The 14,528-nt window shown below is 59.3% G+C and carries 20 protein-coding genes and 1 pseudogene; 17 read left to right on the top strand and 4 right to left on the bottom strand.

Annotation, left to right across the window (positions count from 1 at the left end; all coding sequences use genetic code 11):
- The first annotated feature begins 134 nt into the window (after positions 1–134).
- Both AC1DHT_RS18390 and AC1DHT_RS18385 read left to right on the top strand, forming a co-directional pair.
- Entirely contained in the window at positions 135–1,598 is a 1,464-nt protein-coding gene (locus AC1DHT_RS18390) for a GDL motif peptide-associated radical SAM/SPASM maturase (RefSeq protein WP_427537131.1), read from the top strand.
- Between the two features lie 218 nt (positions 1,599–1,816).
- Positions 1,817–2,083 (top strand): annotated as a pseudogene (locus AC1DHT_RS18385) (VOC family protein); the annotation flags it as partial.
- A gap of 114 nt (positions 2,084–2,197) precedes the next feature.
- On the opposite strand, the gene AC1DHT_RS18380 reads toward AC1DHT_RS18385, so the two are convergent.
- Positions 2,198–3,220 (bottom strand): AraC family transcriptional regulator, encoded by a 1,023-nt coding sequence (locus tag AC1DHT_RS18380; RefSeq protein ID WP_427537135.1) that lies wholly within the window; start codon positions 3,218–3,220, stop codon positions 2,198–2,200.
- Between the two features lie 133 nt (positions 3,221–3,353).
- Between AC1DHT_RS18380 and AC1DHT_RS18375 the strand changes: the two genes are divergently transcribed.
- The 5 genes from AC1DHT_RS18375 (at position 3,354) to AC1DHT_RS18355 (ending at position 7,080) form a co-directional block, all read left to right on the top strand.
- Positions 3,354–4,538, top strand: coding sequence for an acetyl-CoA C-acyltransferase family protein (locus tag AC1DHT_RS18375; RefSeq protein WP_427534127.1), 1,185 nt, complete (start codon positions 3,354–3,356; stop codon positions 4,536–4,538).
- Between the two features lie 16 nt (positions 4,539–4,554).
- The gene (locus AC1DHT_RS18370; RefSeq protein WP_427537214.1) at positions 4,555–5,406 is read left to right on the top strand and encodes a 3-hydroxybutyryl-CoA dehydrogenase; all 852 of its coding nucleotides are present in this window, start codon (positions 4,555–4,557) and stop codon (positions 5,404–5,406) included.
- On the top strand, positions 5,393–6,046 hold the full coding sequence (locus tag AC1DHT_RS18365) for a TetR/AcrR family transcriptional regulator (protein ID WP_427537217.1): 654 nt from the start codon (positions 5,393–5,395) through the stop codon (positions 6,044–6,046). Before AC1DHT_RS18370 ends, AC1DHT_RS18365 begins: the two co-directional genes overlap by 14 nt.
- A 28-nt stretch (positions 6,047–6,074) precedes the next feature.
- Positions 6,075–6,788, top strand: coding sequence for an SOS response-associated peptidase family protein (locus tag AC1DHT_RS18360; RefSeq protein ID WP_427537137.1), 714 nt, complete (start codon positions 6,075–6,077; stop codon positions 6,786–6,788).
- A gap of 91 nt (positions 6,789–6,879) precedes the next feature.
- Entirely contained in the window at positions 6,880–7,080 is a 201-nt protein-coding gene (locus AC1DHT_RS18355; RefSeq protein ID WP_427537220.1) for a hypothetical protein, read from the top strand.
- An 81-nt stretch (positions 7,081–7,161) separates the two neighbouring features.
- Here the strand turns inward: AC1DHT_RS18355 and AC1DHT_RS18350 are convergent, their stop codons facing one another.
- Both AC1DHT_RS18350 and AC1DHT_RS18345 read right to left on the bottom strand, forming a co-directional pair.
- Positions 7,162–7,353, bottom strand: a complete 192-nt coding sequence (locus AC1DHT_RS18350) for an SPOR domain-containing protein (RefSeq protein ID WP_019689859.1) — start codon at positions 7,351–7,353, stop codon at positions 7,162–7,164.
- Positions 7,354–7,672: 319 nt separating this feature from the next.
- Complete coding sequence (locus tag AC1DHT_RS18345) at positions 7,673–8,308, bottom strand: lytic polysaccharide monooxygenase auxiliary activity family 9 protein (protein WP_427537139.1); 636 nt, start codon at positions 8,306–8,308, stop codon at positions 7,673–7,675.
- A gap of 310 nt (positions 8,309–8,618) precedes the next feature.
- On the opposite strand from AC1DHT_RS18345, the gene AC1DHT_RS18340 reads away from it, so the two are divergent.
- Positions 8,619–9,071, top strand: coding sequence for a GNAT family N-acetyltransferase (locus AC1DHT_RS18340; RefSeq protein ID WP_427537141.1), 453 nt, complete (start codon positions 8,619–8,621; stop codon positions 9,069–9,071).
- Between the two features lies 1 nt (position 9,072).
- Here the strand turns inward: AC1DHT_RS18340 and AC1DHT_RS18335 are convergent, their stop codons facing one another.
- Positions 9,073–9,411 carry a hypothetical protein gene (locus tag AC1DHT_RS18335; RefSeq protein ID WP_427534135.1) on the bottom strand — a complete coding sequence of 113 codons (339 nt, stop codon included), beginning with the start codon at positions 9,409–9,411 and terminating at the stop codon, positions 9,073–9,075.
- Positions 9,412–9,611: 200 nt separating this feature from the next.
- On the opposite strand from AC1DHT_RS18335, the gene AC1DHT_RS18330 reads away from it, so the two are divergent.
- The 9 genes from AC1DHT_RS18330 to AC1DHT_RS18290 all read left to right on the top strand — a co-directional run bounded on the left by AC1DHT_RS18330 (position 9,612) and on the right by AC1DHT_RS18290 (position 14,500).
- The gene (locus AC1DHT_RS18330) at positions 9,612–9,860 is read left to right on the top strand and encodes a hypothetical protein (RefSeq protein ID WP_019689854.1); all 249 of its coding nucleotides are present in this window, start codon (positions 9,612–9,614) and stop codon (positions 9,858–9,860) included.
- Between the two features lie 59 nt (positions 9,861–9,919).
- Positions 9,920–10,249 carry a DUF6388 family protein gene (locus AC1DHT_RS18325; protein WP_427537143.1) on the top strand — a complete coding sequence of 110 codons (330 nt, stop codon included), beginning with the start codon at positions 9,920–9,922 and terminating at the stop codon, positions 10,247–10,249.
- Positions 10,250–10,252: 3 nt separating this feature from the next.
- Complete coding sequence (locus AC1DHT_RS18320) at positions 10,253–10,957, top strand: YoaK family protein (protein WP_427537145.1); 705 nt, start codon at positions 10,253–10,255, stop codon at positions 10,955–10,957.
- A gap of 65 nt (positions 10,958–11,022) precedes the next feature.
- Positions 11,023–11,415 carry a sulfurtransferase complex subunit TusD gene (gene tusD / locus AC1DHT_RS18315; protein WP_427537147.1) on the top strand — a complete coding sequence of 131 codons (393 nt, stop codon included), beginning with the start codon at positions 11,023–11,025 and terminating at the stop codon, positions 11,413–11,415.
- 3 nt (positions 11,416–11,418) lie between these two features.
- Positions 11,419–11,781, top strand: coding sequence for a sulfurtransferase complex subunit TusC (gene tusC, locus AC1DHT_RS18310; protein WP_427537149.1), 363 nt, complete (start codon positions 11,419–11,421; stop codon positions 11,779–11,781).
- Positions 11,781–12,080, top strand: coding sequence for a sulfurtransferase complex subunit TusB (gene tusB / locus AC1DHT_RS18305; RefSeq protein WP_054597833.1), 300 nt, complete (start codon positions 11,781–11,783; stop codon positions 12,078–12,080). Before tusC ends, tusB begins: the two co-directional genes overlap by 1 nt.
- Entirely contained in the window at positions 12,077–12,412 is a 336-nt protein-coding gene (locus AC1DHT_RS18300; RefSeq protein WP_054597834.1) for a TusE/DsrC/DsvC family sulfur relay protein, read from the top strand. Before tusB ends, AC1DHT_RS18300 begins: the two co-directional genes overlap by 4 nt.
- Positions 12,409–13,410 (top strand): glycosyl transferase family protein, encoded by a 1,002-nt coding sequence (locus AC1DHT_RS18295; RefSeq protein ID WP_427537152.1) that lies wholly within the window; start codon positions 12,409–12,411, stop codon positions 13,408–13,410. Before AC1DHT_RS18300 ends, AC1DHT_RS18295 begins: the two co-directional genes overlap by 4 nt.
- A gap of 88 nt (positions 13,411–13,498) precedes the next feature.
- Positions 13,499–14,500, top strand: a complete 1,002-nt coding sequence (locus tag AC1DHT_RS18290; RefSeq protein ID WP_427537154.1) for a glutathione S-transferase family protein — start codon at positions 13,499–13,501, stop codon at positions 14,498–14,500.
- The last annotated feature ends 28 nt before the right edge of the window (positions 14,501–14,528 follow it).

The raw sequence follows: 14,528 nt of genomic DNA, 5'->3' as shown, positions 1-14,528 counted from the left end.
GGGTCAGACCACCAGTGACCGAGCCCGGGACCTTCCAACCCCGAGGTAAATCCGCTCGCGCCGTTGATGCTAAGGAAGGCGCGAACACTTCGATGGATTCGTGCCGCGTACGTGTCTGTGCGCAAGGATTTCCCATGTCAGACAATCGCCCCGCCCGCTACCTCAGTGAAACCGACCTCAAACGTTATGTGCCGGTCCATGTGGTCTGGGAAATCACCCTGGCCTGCGATCTGAAATGCCTGCATTGCGGCTCACGCGCAGGCCATCGACGCCCCGATGAACTGAACACCCGGGAATGCCTGGATGTCATCGATTCCCTGGCGGCACTCGGCACCCGCGAGATCACCTTGATCGGCGGTGAAGCCTATTTGCGCAAGGACTGGACTCAGCTGATCCAGGCGATCCACGATCACGGCATGTATTGCGCGATACAAACCGGTGGCCGCAACCTGACGCCGGCAAAAATGCAGGCCGCGGTGGATGCCGGGCTCAATGGCGTCGGTGTTTCGCTGGATGGACTGGCCCCATTGCATGACGCCGTGCGCAATGTTCCGGGCTCGTTCGACAAGGCTATCGATACCCTGCGACGCGCCAAACAGTCGGGGCTTGCCGTGAGCGTCAACACCCAGATCGGCGCGGCCACCCTGCCCGATCTGCCCGAACTGATGGACTTGATCATCGAACTCGGCGCCACCCACTGGCAGATCCAGCTGACGGTCGCCATGGGCAATGCCGTCGACCATCCAGAGCTGCTGTTACAGCCCTATCAACTGCTTGAAGTGATGCCGTTGCTGGCACGCCTTTACCGCGAGGGCGTCGATCGCGGTCTGCTGATGAACGTGGGTAACAATATTGGTTACTACGGCCCTTACGAGCATATGTGGCGTGGTTTTGGCGACGAGCGCGTGCACTGGAGCGGCTGCGCGGCCGGGCAAACCGTGCTGGCACTCGAAGCCGACGGCACCGTCAAAGGCTGCCCTTCTTTGGCAACGGTGGGTTTTTCCGGCGGTAATGTGCGCAACATGAGCCTGCACGATATCTGGCACTACAGCGAAGGCATGCACTTTGGCCGTCTGCGCGGTGTCGAGGATCTGTGGGGCTACTGCCGAAGCTGCTACTACAACGATGTCTGCCGTGGCGGCTGTACCTGGACGTCGCACTCCTTGCTCGGCAAACCCGGCAACAACCCCTACTGTCACTACCGCGCACTGGACCTGCAAAAAAAGGGACTGCGCGAACGAATCGTCAAACTCGAGGACGCCGCGAAGACCTCCTTCGCCGTCGGACGTTTTGACCTGATTACCGAACGCATCGACACCGGCGAGAAGGTCAACAGTGTCAGCGACAGCGGCCAGGTGATCAAACTGGCCTGGGCGAACCAGGGCCAGAAATCGCCTGACGAAGGACGTATTCCGCCGCAACTGGCGCTGTGTCGTGGCTGCTTGCAGTACATCCACGCACACGAAGTGATCTGCCCACATTGCGCCGCCGATGTCGCCGCCGCAGAAGCCGAGCACCAGGTCAACCGCGCCCGGCAACAAACCATCCTCAATACGCTGACCGGCCTGCTGGGGTTGCCGCAAAGCAACTTGATGTAGCGAGACCTCGATACCAGGGGGCGAGTTGCCCCCTGCGATCTTTTTACCGCCGGTAATAACGCTCCCTCGCAGCAAACAAAATCATCTAAAAAAACCACACCTGTCAGCCATAATTAGCACCCTGCTACTCGATAGCTGAACGTCTTTCCCATGGTTTTACCCACGCGGGCACGCTGGAACAAACAGTGCCCTCTCCCTCTGCGTTCCTGGAGCTGACGATGAAAATCAATCCCTACCTGATCTTCAACGGTGATTGCAAAGCAGCCTTCACGTTCTACGCGCAATGCCTGCAAGGCACACTTGAAATGATGATGACCTTCGGTGAGTCGCCGGCTCGCGATCAAATTCCGGCGAGTAGCCATGACCTGATCATGCATACCCGGCTGGTGGTCGGCGACCAGGTCCTCATGGGGTCCGACACCACACCTGAGCGGCCCTACCACGGCATCAACGGTTGCTTTGTTTCGCTGAATGTCACCGCGATGACGGCATAACATTCAACATCAATGTTGAATGGCCCACCGCTATCGCGAGCAGGCTCGCTCCCACAGGTTTGAGCCTTAACTGACAGGCATTATGGCGTTTTTTTGAAGTACCGATCAGGCATCGACGCGCTTGCCCTGGAACCTCGCCCGGTAACGCCCCGGACTCTCACCGGTCCACTTCTTGAACGCCCGATGGAACGCGCTGGGCTCCTGAAAACCGATCTGCTCGGCAATCGCGGTGATGCTCGATTGGCTCTGGCGCAGCTGTTCAAAAGCAACACCGCGGCGTACTTCGTCCTTGATCTCCTGAAATGAACAGCCTTCACGCTCCAGTTTTCGGCGAACGGTGCTGGGGCTCAAATGCTGTTCGAGCGCAAACGCCTCCAGGGTCGGCCATTGGCTGTAATGGCTGTTGCGCAAACGCTGATGAACCTGCGATGCCAGGCCATGCTGGTTACGGAAACGAATCACCAGCCACTGCGGCGCACTGCGCAAAAATGCCTTGAGCGAAGCCAGGTCCTGAACCACCGGCAATTGCAGATAACGGCTGTCGAACTCGATCTCGGTGCGCTCGGCGCCGAAGGTCAGGTTGGCGCCCCAGAGCAATGAATCATCATTGAGCGACAAACGCTTATGACGAAAGTCCGCACGATCGATAGGAATGCGTCGCCCGCCCAGCCAGCACAGCAGGCTGATCATCAACACCAGAAATGTCTCTTCACCGAAATGCGCGACGTCGCTGTTTTGCGCCTGAGTCTGCAAGCTGATGACTGCACGCTTGCCACGCACCGTTAACGTGCCGCGAAAATCCCGCAGGAACAGGCCGAAATTGGCCAGGCACTGACGCATGGCTTTTTCCAGCGTCGGTTCCTGGATCAGTGCCCGACAGATCAAGGCGAAACTGCCTGGCGGCATGCCGTGGGAGTCCAGCTGAAAGAACTCGTCGTTCAGCTCACGAATCTGCACCAGCCATAACGCCGCAAAAGCAGTGGCCGGCACCCGTGCCGTAGGCTGATCCATCAGTGCCGGATCGATTCCCACCTGTTCGAGCACCGACCGCAGACGCTGCGGATTTTCTCGCAGGGCATGGATCATTGGATACATGAAATAGACCGCCACCGAATCCGTTTCCCGCATGTGATCGTCTCTCTCCTCGGCATCTGAAAGTGGCAAAAAACGCCATCACCGTTGAACAGTTCCGGCATAGGCCAGCGGCGTTGCTGATTCTAGACTCGTGCCCAACAAAAAAGACCTTTTTCAGGAAAACCACATGAACCCTTCCGATATTTTTGTTGTGAGCGCGGTCCGTTCTGCCATCGGCAGCTTTGGCGGTTCACTCAAGGATGTGCCGCCTATCCAGTTGGCAACCGACGTGTGCCGCGCAGCCATTGAACGATCAGGCCTGGCGCCCGAGCACATCGGTCATGCGGTGATGGGGCATGTGATCCCGACGGAGGCGCGCGACGCCTACATTTCACGGGCCGTGGCGATGAATGCCGGCCTGCCGAAAGAGACCCCGGCCTTCAACGTCAACCGCCTCTGCGGTTCGGGTCTGCAGGCGATTGTCAGTGCCGCGCAAAGTCTGATGCTCGGGGATGCCTCTGCCGTGCTGGCAGGCGGTGTCGAATCCATGAGCCGTGGTGCCTACTTGTTGCCACAGGCGCGCTGGGGTGCACGAATGGGTGACATTCAGGGCATCGACTACATGCTCGGCGTGCTGCAAGACCCGTTTGCCGGTTTCCACATGGGCATCACCGCAGAAAACATCGCCGAGCACTACGGCATCTCCCGTCAGACCCAGGATCAACTGGCGCTGCTCAGCCAGCAGCGGGCCGCCCGGGCGATTGCCGAAGGGCGTTTTGCCGGGCAGATCGTGCCGATCGAAGTGGCGAGCCGCAAAGGGACGGTTTCGTTTGCCACGGATGAGCATGTACGGGCAGAAGTCAGCTTCGAGCAATTGAGCGGCATGAAACCCGCGTTCAAAAAAGACGGCAGCGTCACCGCCGGCAACGCCTCTGGCCTCAATGATGGCGCTGGCGCGCTGATCATGGCCACCGGGCAACTCGTTCAGGAACAAGGCCTCAAGCCGATGGCCCGGCTGGTGGGTTATGCCCATGCCGGCGTTGAGCCTTCAATGATGGGCCTGGGGCCGATTCCTGCCACCCGCCTGGTGCTCAAGCGCGCGGGCCTGACGGTGGCCGACCTTGATGTGATCGAGTCCAACGAAGCCTTCGCGGCCCAGGCCTGTGCCGTGGCGCAAGAGCTGGGCTTCGATCCCGAGAAGGTCAACCCCAACGGTTCGGGCATCTCGCTGGGCCATCCAGTCGGCGCCACTGGCGCAATCATCGCGACCAAGGCCATCCACGAACTGCATCGGATTCAGGGACGTTATGCCCTGGCGACCATGTGCATTGGCGGCGGCCAAGGCATTGCCGTGTTGTTCGAACGGGTTTGACGGAAAGGACATGACGATGAATCTGCAGAACATTGGCGTCATCGGCGCCGGCACCATGGGCAACGGTATTGCGCAAATCTGCGCACTGGCCGGTTTCAACGTGACCTTGCTGGACATCTCCGACAGCGCCCTGCAAAAAGCGCTGGCGACCGTGGGCAAGAACCTTGACCGGCAGGTCGCCAAGGCGTCGCTGACCGAGGAGCAAAAGCTCGCGGCATTGGACAAGATCCGCACCAGCACCGACTACAGCACCCTGCACAACGCGCAGTTGGTGATCGAGGCCGCGACAGAAAACCTCGAGCTGAAACTGCGGGTGTTGCAACAGATCGCCGCTCAGGCCAGCGTCGACTGCGTGATTGCCTCCAACACCTCATCGTTGTCGATCACCGAGCTTGCCGCCAGCGTCAGTTCGCCGGCGCGTTTCATCGGCCTGCACTTCTTCAACCCGGTGCCGGTCATGGGGTTGATCGAAGTGATTCGCGGCCTGCAAACCAGCGACGCCACGCACACCCTGGCCCTGGAACTGGCGCAACGCCTGGGCAAGACCGCGATCACCGCCGGTAACCGTCCGGGCTTTGTGGTGAACCGGATTCTGGTGCCGATGATCAATGAAGCGATCCTGGTGTTCCAGGAAGGCCTGGCCAGCGCCGAAGACATCGATGCAGGTATGCGCCTGGGCTGCAACCAGCCGATAGGTCCGCTGGCGCTAGCCGACCTGATTGGCCTGGATACCTTGCTGGCGATCATGCAGGCCTTCTACGACGGCTTCAACGACAGCAAGTACCGCCCCGCTCCGCTGCTCAAGGAAATGGTCGCGGCCGGTTATCTGGGGCGCAAGACTGGCCGTGGTTTCCATACCTATGGCTGAGCGTTGCTCACGCTTTGCCGAGAGCCGGGACAAGGCCCTGGAGCTGTTCGCCAGCAAGGGTTTTGGCCAGGTCGGCATGCGCGAGCTGGCAGCGTTCCTGGGGCTTGCCCCAGGCTCGCTGTATCACCATTACCCGAGCAAGCAGCACTTGCTGCTCGACCTCATCGAAGAATTTTATGAGGAACTGCTGGCAACCCTCGGACGCCTCGAGCGACAGCCGCGAGACCTGCGTGACAGCCTGCACGACGTCATCCATGCACACCTGAACCTGCATCGGGAAATGCCCTGGCATTTTCGCCTGGTGGAGCGCGACTGCGGTTGCCTGAACGAGGATCAGCAAGTGCATGTTCGGCAGTTGCAGGAGCATTACGAACGGCAATTGCTGATGATCCTCTGTCCCTCGCGCCGATTCAGTGAACAAGGATTACTGGCTGCCGGGCACACCATTGCCAGCATGCTCAACAGCGCACCCAGCTGGCTGGCGCTGCACCCGCTGGAGGATCGGGAACGCAACGAACTGCTGGAGAACCTGCTGACCGGGGCCATTGCAGGTTTGCTGGCCCATACCTCCGGCGATCTGCCAGTCCTTCAGACAATAGATCCACTCGCGGCGCCTCCGCCCTGGGCACGACTCGGCTAAGCTGAAAGCTCCACCGGAGGATTTTCCAATGTGTGGAAGACTTTCGCAGTACCGAGGCATCCACGACTTCGTCGCGGCGCTGAGCATGCCCAATCCCCTGGTCAATACTGTGGGCGACCAGCCTCTGGGTCTGTACAACGTCGCGCCATCGACCCAGGTCGCACTCTTCCACCTCGAAGGCGAAACCCTGCATGCTGACCGGGTACGCTGGGGATGGCGACCGGCCTGGTCGAAAGACCACTCCGTGCCCATCAACACCCGGGTCGAGAAAGTCGCACACGGTGCGTTCTTCCGAGCGATCTGGCCGCACCGCGCCATCGTGCCCATCGATAACTGGTTCGAATGGGTTTATGAAGGCGGCCCGAATAAACAGCCTTACCTGATCCGGCGCCGGGATCGCGCTCCCATACTCTGCGCAGCCATTGGTCAGTACCCCGCGGGTGGTCGGGAACCGAAGAAGGACGATGGGTTTGTGATTTTCACTGCAGACAGTGGGGGTGGCCTGGTCGATCTGCATGATCGGCGACCGGTGGTGCTGTCGCCGGAGTTGGCCCGGGAATGGCTCAATCTGGCAATGCCCAAGGAGAGCGCCGAGCAGATGGTGTTGCACGAGGGCGAGCCTGCCGAAACCTTCGAGTGGTTCAAGGTGGATATGGCGATCGGCAACGTTAAGAACCAGAGACCTGATCTCATCACGCCGATCGGCAAGATCATCAGTGGCGATCACAAAAGCAATGGCTGATCGGGTGGCGACACCCGGATTTCTCGACTAGGATTTTCGCGGTATGGAAACGCGTCGCGCCGTTAGCGAGCACTTGGTCTGGGAGACGAAAATGAACCCGATTCGAATGGCCGAGCGGACCTATCGCACTTGGTCCAGCCCGATCCTGCTTGAGCTCAAAGAGAGGGAACATCAGCTGCAACCTTCAGACCGCCAGGCACTTGAAAATGTGATGGTGGAGAGAAGACTTCTGGACACCGGCAATCCTGCCGGCAAGGATCGACGCAAACCTCAGTCGACCGATAACACCTGACAAAAGAGCCCGCTGAATGCGGGCTCTTTTTGTTTTGCGGCGGATGGAAGAACGGCCGAAACACTCATCCAGACGATCGCCTCACTGTGTATTGGAAACGGGTTTCGTTCTGGATGCACGGGCGGGCAATGACGCGGCGTAGGCCAGCGCTTCTTCTCGGCTGCCAAAGGACCCGAGCCGGTCGCTCCGGGTACAGACCTTCCAGAGACCGCTGTTGACGCTGACCACTTGATAACCGTTCATCTGCATTTTGCTAAGCATCGGAGCACTCATAGTCACCTCCATTCGAGTACAGACAGGTCCGAACCTAACTTACACCCGGTTTGGCGTTCTGTGGACTCAACAGGTTGAACGGTCGAATGGCCCGAGACGTACATATGAAACATCTTTCACTGTGTTTTCGACGCTCAGCGCTTATATTTCCCACCGCTCATTCAAGAAACATTCAGCCCGCCTCCTCCCGCGGGCTTTTTTTTGCTTTTTTTTGGGGCCCCAGGGTTCCGTGAAAAACCCAAAAAAAGCCCGGCATCGCTGCCGGGCTTTCGGTTCCAATCCTTTAGAACCTGTCAGGCATCACACTACAAACGTGGCCTCACTTAAAGTCCACGTCGAAGGCTTGATAGAACGCATTGCCGGTGTTGGCGACAATCCACAGCAGCACAATGACGTGATGGCCTTTCTTGCCTGCCGGCAACTTCACTTCATGTTCGACTTTGGCTTTGAGTTCGCTGCTGTGCGCGTAATAAGGCACCTGGGTGTAGAAGTCTTCCGCGAACGGTCTGGCCTCAAGTTGCGCGCGGCTGATGCGCTGTTTCGGGTCCCAGCCATCCTTGGTGATGAACCAGCTGTAGCCGCGGGTGGTATGAGGCGCGGTGTACTGCCAGGTGACATGAAAGGTCTGGCCCGGGTTCACGTTCAGCAGTGGCCAGGTGAATGGACGATTGAGCTTTTTGCTCATTTCCTCGTCGGTGAAGTTGATGCAGTCGCGAGCATCAGTCTTGCCGCCGCTGAGGATAAAACCATCAGCCGGTGGTGCAACGCTGTCGCTGTCCGTCTGATACGGTGCAGGGAAAGGCCCGGCAGTCAGTGACGGGAAGTTCTTGCCGCCTTCCATTTCGTTGACCTGCCACCCTTCCAGGAGACCGACCTCCATGGCGACAGAGCCGCGGCTGGCAGGGGTAGTGACACGACCATGTTTGAGTTGCGCTTGGGTTTGTGGCTTGTTCATTTTTTCACTCCGTTGATTAAGAACGTTCCTTCCTGAGGAACGCTTTCAACCTAACCGAATGACAGGTGAAGTCCACGGCCGCTTTTTTCGCGTTTCGGCCGCATTTTTGAGCAGGACTCAATAGATACTGGCTATCCATACAGTTAAATGTATGAATTCCTACGTCTAGACTGGCAAAAGTACTACAACACAACCCCGCAATCGGAACGATTCACATCAAGACGGTTGCGCGCCACAGGCATTCACTTCGTTAACAACACGCGGTAGTCTCGGTATCGGTTGCCCCAAAACCGTTACAAGGACGTCACGAATGAAACTGCGCATCGAGTTATCGCAAAACCCGCTACCCGAAGAACGCCAGGCGATTATCAACCCCCTGCGCGCCTACAACATCGCCCATGCCGGCGAAGGTCACTACCAGGAAATCGCCCTGTTGGTTCGTGATGAGCAAACCGACGAAATCCTCGGCGGGCTCTACGCAAAACTGTTTTATCAGTGGATGTTCATCGACCTGTTGTCGGTGCCCGAACAGGCACGCGGACAGGGCACCGGCTCACGGCTGATGCACATGGCCGAAGAGCTGGCACGGGAAAAGAGCTGCATTGGGATCTACCTCGACACCTTCGAATTCCAGGCACCGAAGTTTTACAAGAAGCTGGGGTTTACCGAGATTGGGCAGATTGCCGATTACCCGCCGGGCAGCAAGCGCTTCTTTTTTCAGAAACGCCTGACGGCCGCCGAGCCAAACACTGACGCTCACTGACTCACAGACAGGTTGCCAGTGCTGCCAGTCGGCGCTTGGCAACCCAGTTGTCCTGAGTGGCGTAGTACTTCAATGCGCCGCCTTGCACGTCGATGAAGGCCTCGGCCGAACGGGTGTAAACGGTGAAGCCACCGGTTTCGCCGGGTTGCAGGTAACCGCTGGCGTCGACACCGAACACCGCCTCGTCCTGCCAGGCAAACTGCACGCACTGGGCGACGACCAGATCAGGCTTGCTCGAAGCGAGCGTCTTGTAGGGGCTCTGGGAGCGCGCTTCTTTCATCGTCGATCCCGCGCAACCCGCCAGCAAAACGCCAGCCAGCGCCACCATCAAAATACGCATTGTGTTTCCTTATTTGCAAAACGCTGACTGTATCACCGCAAGCAGCTACCCCGAAGCGCCAGGCAAGGTTCTTCCTCATGGCGCCGCTCTGCTTTACTTGATGCTTTACTTGATATAGTTCGCGACAGCCCACGCCGATTCGCGCACCCTGTCGCGCCATAATTGGCGCGTCGCGCCGAGCAACTTCCTCCGGAAAGCCCATGACCCCCAATGCCGAGTTCTACAAACCTTCCACCGACTACGCCGACAAGCTGATCAGCCAGATCGGTCAGACTCCGTCGTGGATCGCCAAACGCATTGGCGTGACCGACAAGCGCATTCGCTACATCCTCGATGGCGAAAGAACCGTCAAAGGTGAAACCACGCCGATCCAGATGACCTACACCGAGCAGTTTGCACTTGAGTGCCTGGCCGCCGAGGCCAAAGCCAACAAGAAAAAGACCTCCTGACCCGCGTCAAGGCAAACGCCCTCAAGACGCGCATACTTTCCTTTTGACTAGGACGGTCCATGGCCCCCATCGACTCGCCGCACGAACTGGCGCTGCAACGATTTCTCAATGCACGATCGGCGTTACGCGAAGAACTCGATCACCTGAACCCTCTGGCCGCCCAGGCCAAAGGCGAAACCATGGCGCAGTATCGCAACGAACGACTGCATGAGGCCTACGAGGCAGAAGCCGAGCGTCTGGGCCTGTTTGCCTGGGAGTTGACGTTGCAATTGACCGTGGCCACTGTTGAGGACTATGAAGCCCAGCGGCTGGAGGTGCACAAGGAAGTGGCGCAAATGGCAGGCATGGACTGGAAGGAATATCGCAAGCTGCATGGTCTCGAGAGCTGATAAATGCTGCCGTCTTCACCTAATCGCGCCCATACACCCGGCCTGTTGCATGTGCAGAAATGGCGCGGCCGGATCGGTATGTTGCTGGTGGCGAGCCTGTCTGTGCTGGCCGGCATGACCGACGCTATTGGCTTCATGGCCACCGGCGACTTCGTCTCCTTCATGAGCGGCAACACCACCCGCCTGGCGGTGGCGATCAGCGACGGTGATCTGGGCATGACCTTGCGGTTGCTGGTGTTGGTCGCCATGTTTGTCGTCGGCAACGCCTTGGGCATTGTGGTCAGCCGATTCAGCGGCCGGCGCGCCCTGCCCTTGATGCTGTGCGTCGCTACCCTGTTGTGCGGCGCCGCTGCATGGCCATTAGAGGCTAAATACCCGGCGTTGCTGGCAGCGATCATCGCCATGGGGATGCTCAACGCCGCTGTCGAACAGGTCAATGGCTTTCCGGTCGGGCTGACGTACGTTACCGGCGCCCTGTCACGCTTTGGGCGCGGCCTGGGACGCTGGTTGCTTGGCGAACGCCGCAATGGCTGGCGGGTGCAACTGATCCCCTGGACCGGCATGTTTGCCGGCGCCGTCCTGGGCGCGGTGTTCGAACACCATCTTGGCTTGCAAGCCCTGTATGCCAGCGGCCTGCTGGCCGGCGTGCTCGGCGTTGTTTCACTGAAGATTCCAAGGCGCTGGCAGATGGGCTATATGCCGCGCTGAATCGCCCTTCGCCGCACCGGCGATAAAGCTTTATCATGGCCGCAGATTTGTTGTCAGAGTTCACCATGAAGTTCGCCATTGCGCTGTTTTCCGCCGCACACGCGCCCTCCTCGCGCCGCGCCCTGCTGTTTGCCCAGGCAGCGCTGGCCGGTGGGCACGAGATCGTGCGGCTGTTTTTCTATCAGGACGGCGTTTACAACGCCTCGAGCAACGTCGTTACGCCACAGGACGAGCAGGACCTGGCGCTGCAATGGCGCACCTTCGTCAGCGAGCACCAGCTCGACGGCGTGGTCTGTATTGCTGCAGCGTTGCGCCGTGGCGTGCTGGATGAGGCAGAAGCCAGGCGTTATCAGCGCACGGCAATCAATGTCAGCGCACCGTGGGAATTGTCCGGGCTCGGGCAGTTGCACGATGCGGTGCAAGACGCCGATCGCCTGATCTGTTTTGGAGGGCCATGAAACATGCCTAAATCCTTGCTGATTATCAGCCGGCAGGCACCCTGGTCTGGCCCAAGCGCCCGTGAAGCGCTGGATATCGTACTCGCTGGTGGCGCCTTCGATTTGCCGATCGGCCTGCTGTTTCTCGATGACGGCGTGTTCCAGCTCGCCAGCGGGCAGGACGCCAAGGCCGTGCAACAAAAAGACCTCAGCGCCAACCTGCAGGCGCTTGGGTTGTTTGGTATAGAAGACCTGTACGTGTGTGGCGAGAGTGCAACCGCACGCGGATTGATGCCGACAGCCCTGAGCCTCGAACCGTTGCACGTACTGGCCGCCGAACAGATCTCGGCCGTTATCGACCGTTATGACCAAGTGATCACCCTCTGATGTCGACTTTGCATGTGTTGTCTCACTCGCCGTTTACCGATAACCGGCTGACCAGTTGCCTGCGCGTGCTGGGCGCCAGCGATGCCTTGCTGCTCAGTGGCGATGCGGTCTACGCCTTGCAGCCCGGCACCGCGCCACTCAGCGCACTGCAAGCACACAGCGAAACCTTGCGCCTGTTTGTCCTCGACGAAGATGTTCAGGCTCGCGGCCTGCAAGTGCCCGACTGGGTCAAAAGCGTCGACTATCCGGCCTTTGTCGAACTGTCGATTCACTACGACAAGGTCAACAGCTGGCTATGAATTCGCTCACCGTAGGCGCTCGTCGCATCGATCTGGACAAGGACGGTTACCTGGTTGATCTGGGCGACTGGTCCGCCGAAGTCGCCACGGCGCTGGCTGCCGCCGAAGAACTTGAGCTGAGCCCCGAACACTGGGAAATCCTTGAGCTGCTGCGCGGCTTCTATCAGGAGTTCCAGCTGTCGCCGGCCACTCGCCCGTTGATCAAATACACCGCGCTGAAGCTGGGCCCGGACAAGGGCAACAGCCTGCACCTGAACCGATTGTTCAAAGGCACTCCCGCCAAACTTGCCGCCAAGCTGGCGGGCCTGCCCAAACCGACGAATTGTCTATGACCGATTTCGCCCCACTGATCACTGAAACACCTGCCGAACACCCTTTCGCGCAGTTCGTGCGGATCCTCGGCAAAGGCAAACGCGGCGCCCGCAGCCTGACCCGCGAAGAGGCCCGCGAGGCCATGGGCATGCTGCTCGACGACAAGGTCGAGGACACTCAACTCGGCGCCTTCCTGATGCTGTTGCGGCACAAGGAAGAAAGCCCGGAAGAGCTGGCAGGTTTCACCGAAGCCTTGCGCGAGCGGTTGAACGCGCCAGCGCTGGGTGTCGACCTGGACTGGCCGACCTACGCCGGCAAGAAACGCCACCTGCCGTGGTACCTGCTGGCGGCCAAGTGCCTGGCGCAAAACGGCGTGCGGATCCTGATGCATGGCGGTGGCGCACATACCGCCGGGCGGCTGTACAGCGAGCAACTGCTCGAACACTTGCAGATTCCGTTGTGCCGTAATTGGCAGCAAGTGGGTGAGGCTCTGGAACAAGGCAATCTGGCGTTCATCCCGCTGGGCGACTGGGCGCCGCAACTGCAACGGATGATCGACCTGCGCAACACCCTCGGCCTGCGTTCACCAATCCACTCGCTGGCGCGGATTCTCAATCCACTGGGCGCGCGCTGTGGCTTGCAAAGCATCTTTCACCCCGGCTATCAGGGCGTGCACCGCGACGCCAGCGGCTTGCTGGGCGATAACGCGATCGTGATCAAGGGCGATGGCGGTGAGATCGAGATCAACCCGGATGCCGACAGTCACTTGTACGGCACCACTGGCGGTCAGAGCTGGGACGAGGAATGGCCGCAACTGTCGGCGCAACGCCACGTCAAACCGGCGAGCCTTGATCCTGAACACTTGAAAGCCGTATGGCGCGGCGACGTGGTCGACAGCTATCCGCAAATGGCGCTGATATCGACCATGGCCCTGGCCTTGCGCGGTCTCGGTACACCGCGTGATGAAGCCTTCGTCAAGGCTCAGCAGTTCTGGGATGCTCGCGACAAATCTATTTAATCGATCATTAACGCCCAACCTTTGCGCTTTTTGTTCGAAGGGATCGGATTAGACTCAACTCCAACGTTTAACGACTTTGGAGTTCAAGATGGGTTTGCTGATCGAAGGGCAATGGCGTGATCAGTGGTACGAAAGCAGCAAGGACGGCGCGTTCCAGCGCGAACAAGCGCAGCGCCGTAACTGGCTGACCGCCGACGGTAAACCCGGCCCCAGCGGCGAGGGCGGCTTCCCTGCACAAGCGGGTCGCTATCACCTCTACGTGTCGCTCGCCTGTCCCTGGGCGCATCGCACACTGATTCTGCGTAAGCTCAAAGGCCTGGAAAGCCTGGTCGATGTGTCGGTGGTCAGCTGGCTGATGCTGGAAAACGGCTGGACCTTCGACAAGGCCTTCGGCTCCACGGGCGACAAGCTCGACCACCTCACGTTCATGCACCAGCGCTACACCGCCGATACCGTCGACTACACCGGCCGCGTAACGGTGCCGGTGCTGTGGGACAACCAGCAAAAACGCATTGTCAGCAACGAATCGGCGGAAATCATCCGCATGTTCAACAGTGCGTTCGACGGTCTGACCGGCAATGGCCTGGACTTCTACCCGCAACCATTGCGCGCTGAAATCGATGAGCTGAATGCGCGGATTTATCCGGCGGTGAACAACGGCGTGTATCGCGCCGGGTTTGCCACCTCGCAAACGGCCTATGAAGAAGCCTTTGATGAGCTGTTCAGCGAACTCGACTGGCTGGAAAACCGGCTGGGCGAGAAGCGCTACCTGGCCGGCGAATACCTGACCGAGGCGGACATTCGCCTGTTCACCACGCTGATTCGCTTCGACGCGGTGTATTACAGCCACTTCAAGTGCAACCTGCGGCGGATCGCCGATTACCCGAACCTGTCGAACTGGCTACGCGAGTTGTATCAGTGGCCGGGGATCAGCGACACTGTGGACTTTGCCCACATCAAGGGGCACTACTACGCGAGCCATCGCACGATCAATCCGACCGGCATCGTGCCGAAGGGACCGGCGCAGGATTTCACCGCTACGCATGATCGGGAGCGGTTGAGCGGGAAAGGGGTTTGGCGCAGGACTTGAATTCAATCTGATTTTTCAAGGGACCCAT

It is taken from the genome of Pseudomonas sp. 05N432 (genome assembly GCF_056396945.1).
This window is presented reverse-complemented; position numbering and strand designations above follow the sequence as displayed.

What these genes read in the sequence shown, in the direction of transcription:
- AC1DHT_RS18390 (WP_427537131.1), top strand. Translation starts at nt 135, where the DNA reads ATGTCAGACAATCGCCCCGCCCGCTACCTCAGTGAAACCGACCTCAAA.
- AC1DHT_RS18380 (WP_427537135.1), bottom strand. Translation starts at nt 3,220, where the DNA reads ATGCGGGAAACGGATTCGGTGGCGGTCTATTTCATGTATCCAATGATC.
- AC1DHT_RS18375 (WP_427534127.1), top strand. Translation starts at nt 3,354, where the DNA reads ATGAACCCTTCCGATATTTTTGTTGTGAGCGCGGTCCGTTCTGCCATC.
- AC1DHT_RS18370 (WP_427537214.1), top strand. Translation starts at nt 4,555, where the DNA reads ATGAATCTGCAGAACATTGGCGTCATCGGCGCCGGCACCATGGGCAAC.
- AC1DHT_RS18360 (WP_427537137.1), top strand. Translation starts at nt 6,075, where the DNA reads ATGTGTGGAAGACTTTCGCAGTACCGAGGCATCCACGACTTCGTCGCG.
- AC1DHT_RS18355 (WP_427537220.1), top strand. Translation starts at nt 6,880, where the DNA reads ATGAACCCGATTCGAATGGCCGAGCGGACCTATCGCACTTGGTCCAGC.
- AC1DHT_RS18350 (WP_019689859.1), bottom strand. Translation starts at nt 7,353, where the DNA reads ATGAGTGCTCCGATGCTTAGCAAAATGCAGATGAACGGTTATCAAGTG.
- AC1DHT_RS18345 (WP_427537139.1), bottom strand. Translation starts at nt 8,308, where the DNA reads ATGAACAAGCCACAAACCCAAGCGCAACTCAAACATGGTCGTGTCACT.
- AC1DHT_RS18340 (WP_427537141.1), top strand. Translation starts at nt 8,619, where the DNA reads ATGAAACTGCGCATCGAGTTATCGCAAAACCCGCTACCCGAAGAACGC.
- AC1DHT_RS18335 (WP_427534135.1), bottom strand. Translation starts at nt 9,411, where the DNA reads ATGCGTATTTTGATGGTGGCGCTGGCTGGCGTTTTGCTGGCGGGTTGC.
- AC1DHT_RS18330 (WP_019689854.1), top strand. Translation starts at nt 9,612, where the DNA reads ATGACCCCCAATGCCGAGTTCTACAAACCTTCCACCGACTACGCCGAC.
- AC1DHT_RS18325 (WP_427537143.1), top strand. Translation starts at nt 9,920, where the DNA reads ATGGCCCCCATCGACTCGCCGCACGAACTGGCGCTGCAACGATTTCTC.
- AC1DHT_RS18320 (WP_427537145.1), top strand. Translation starts at nt 10,253, where the DNA reads ATGCTGCCGTCTTCACCTAATCGCGCCCATACACCCGGCCTGTTGCAT.
- tusD (WP_427537147.1), top strand. Translation starts at nt 11,023, where the DNA reads ATGAAGTTCGCCATTGCGCTGTTTTCCGCCGCACACGCGCCCTCCTCG.
- tusC (WP_427537149.1), top strand. Translation starts at nt 11,419, where the DNA reads ATGCCTAAATCCTTGCTGATTATCAGCCGGCAGGCACCCTGGTCTGGC.
- tusB (WP_054597833.1), top strand. Translation starts at nt 11,781, where the DNA reads ATGTCGACTTTGCATGTGTTGTCTCACTCGCCGTTTACCGATAACCGG.
- AC1DHT_RS18300 (WP_054597834.1), top strand. Translation starts at nt 12,077, where the DNA reads ATGAATTCGCTCACCGTAGGCGCTCGTCGCATCGATCTGGACAAGGAC.
- AC1DHT_RS18295 (WP_427537152.1), top strand. Translation starts at nt 12,409, where the DNA reads ATGACCGATTTCGCCCCACTGATCACTGAAACACCTGCCGAACACCCT.
- AC1DHT_RS18290 (WP_427537154.1), top strand. Translation starts at nt 13,499, where the DNA reads ATGGGTTTGCTGATCGAAGGGCAATGGCGTGATCAGTGGTACGAAAGC.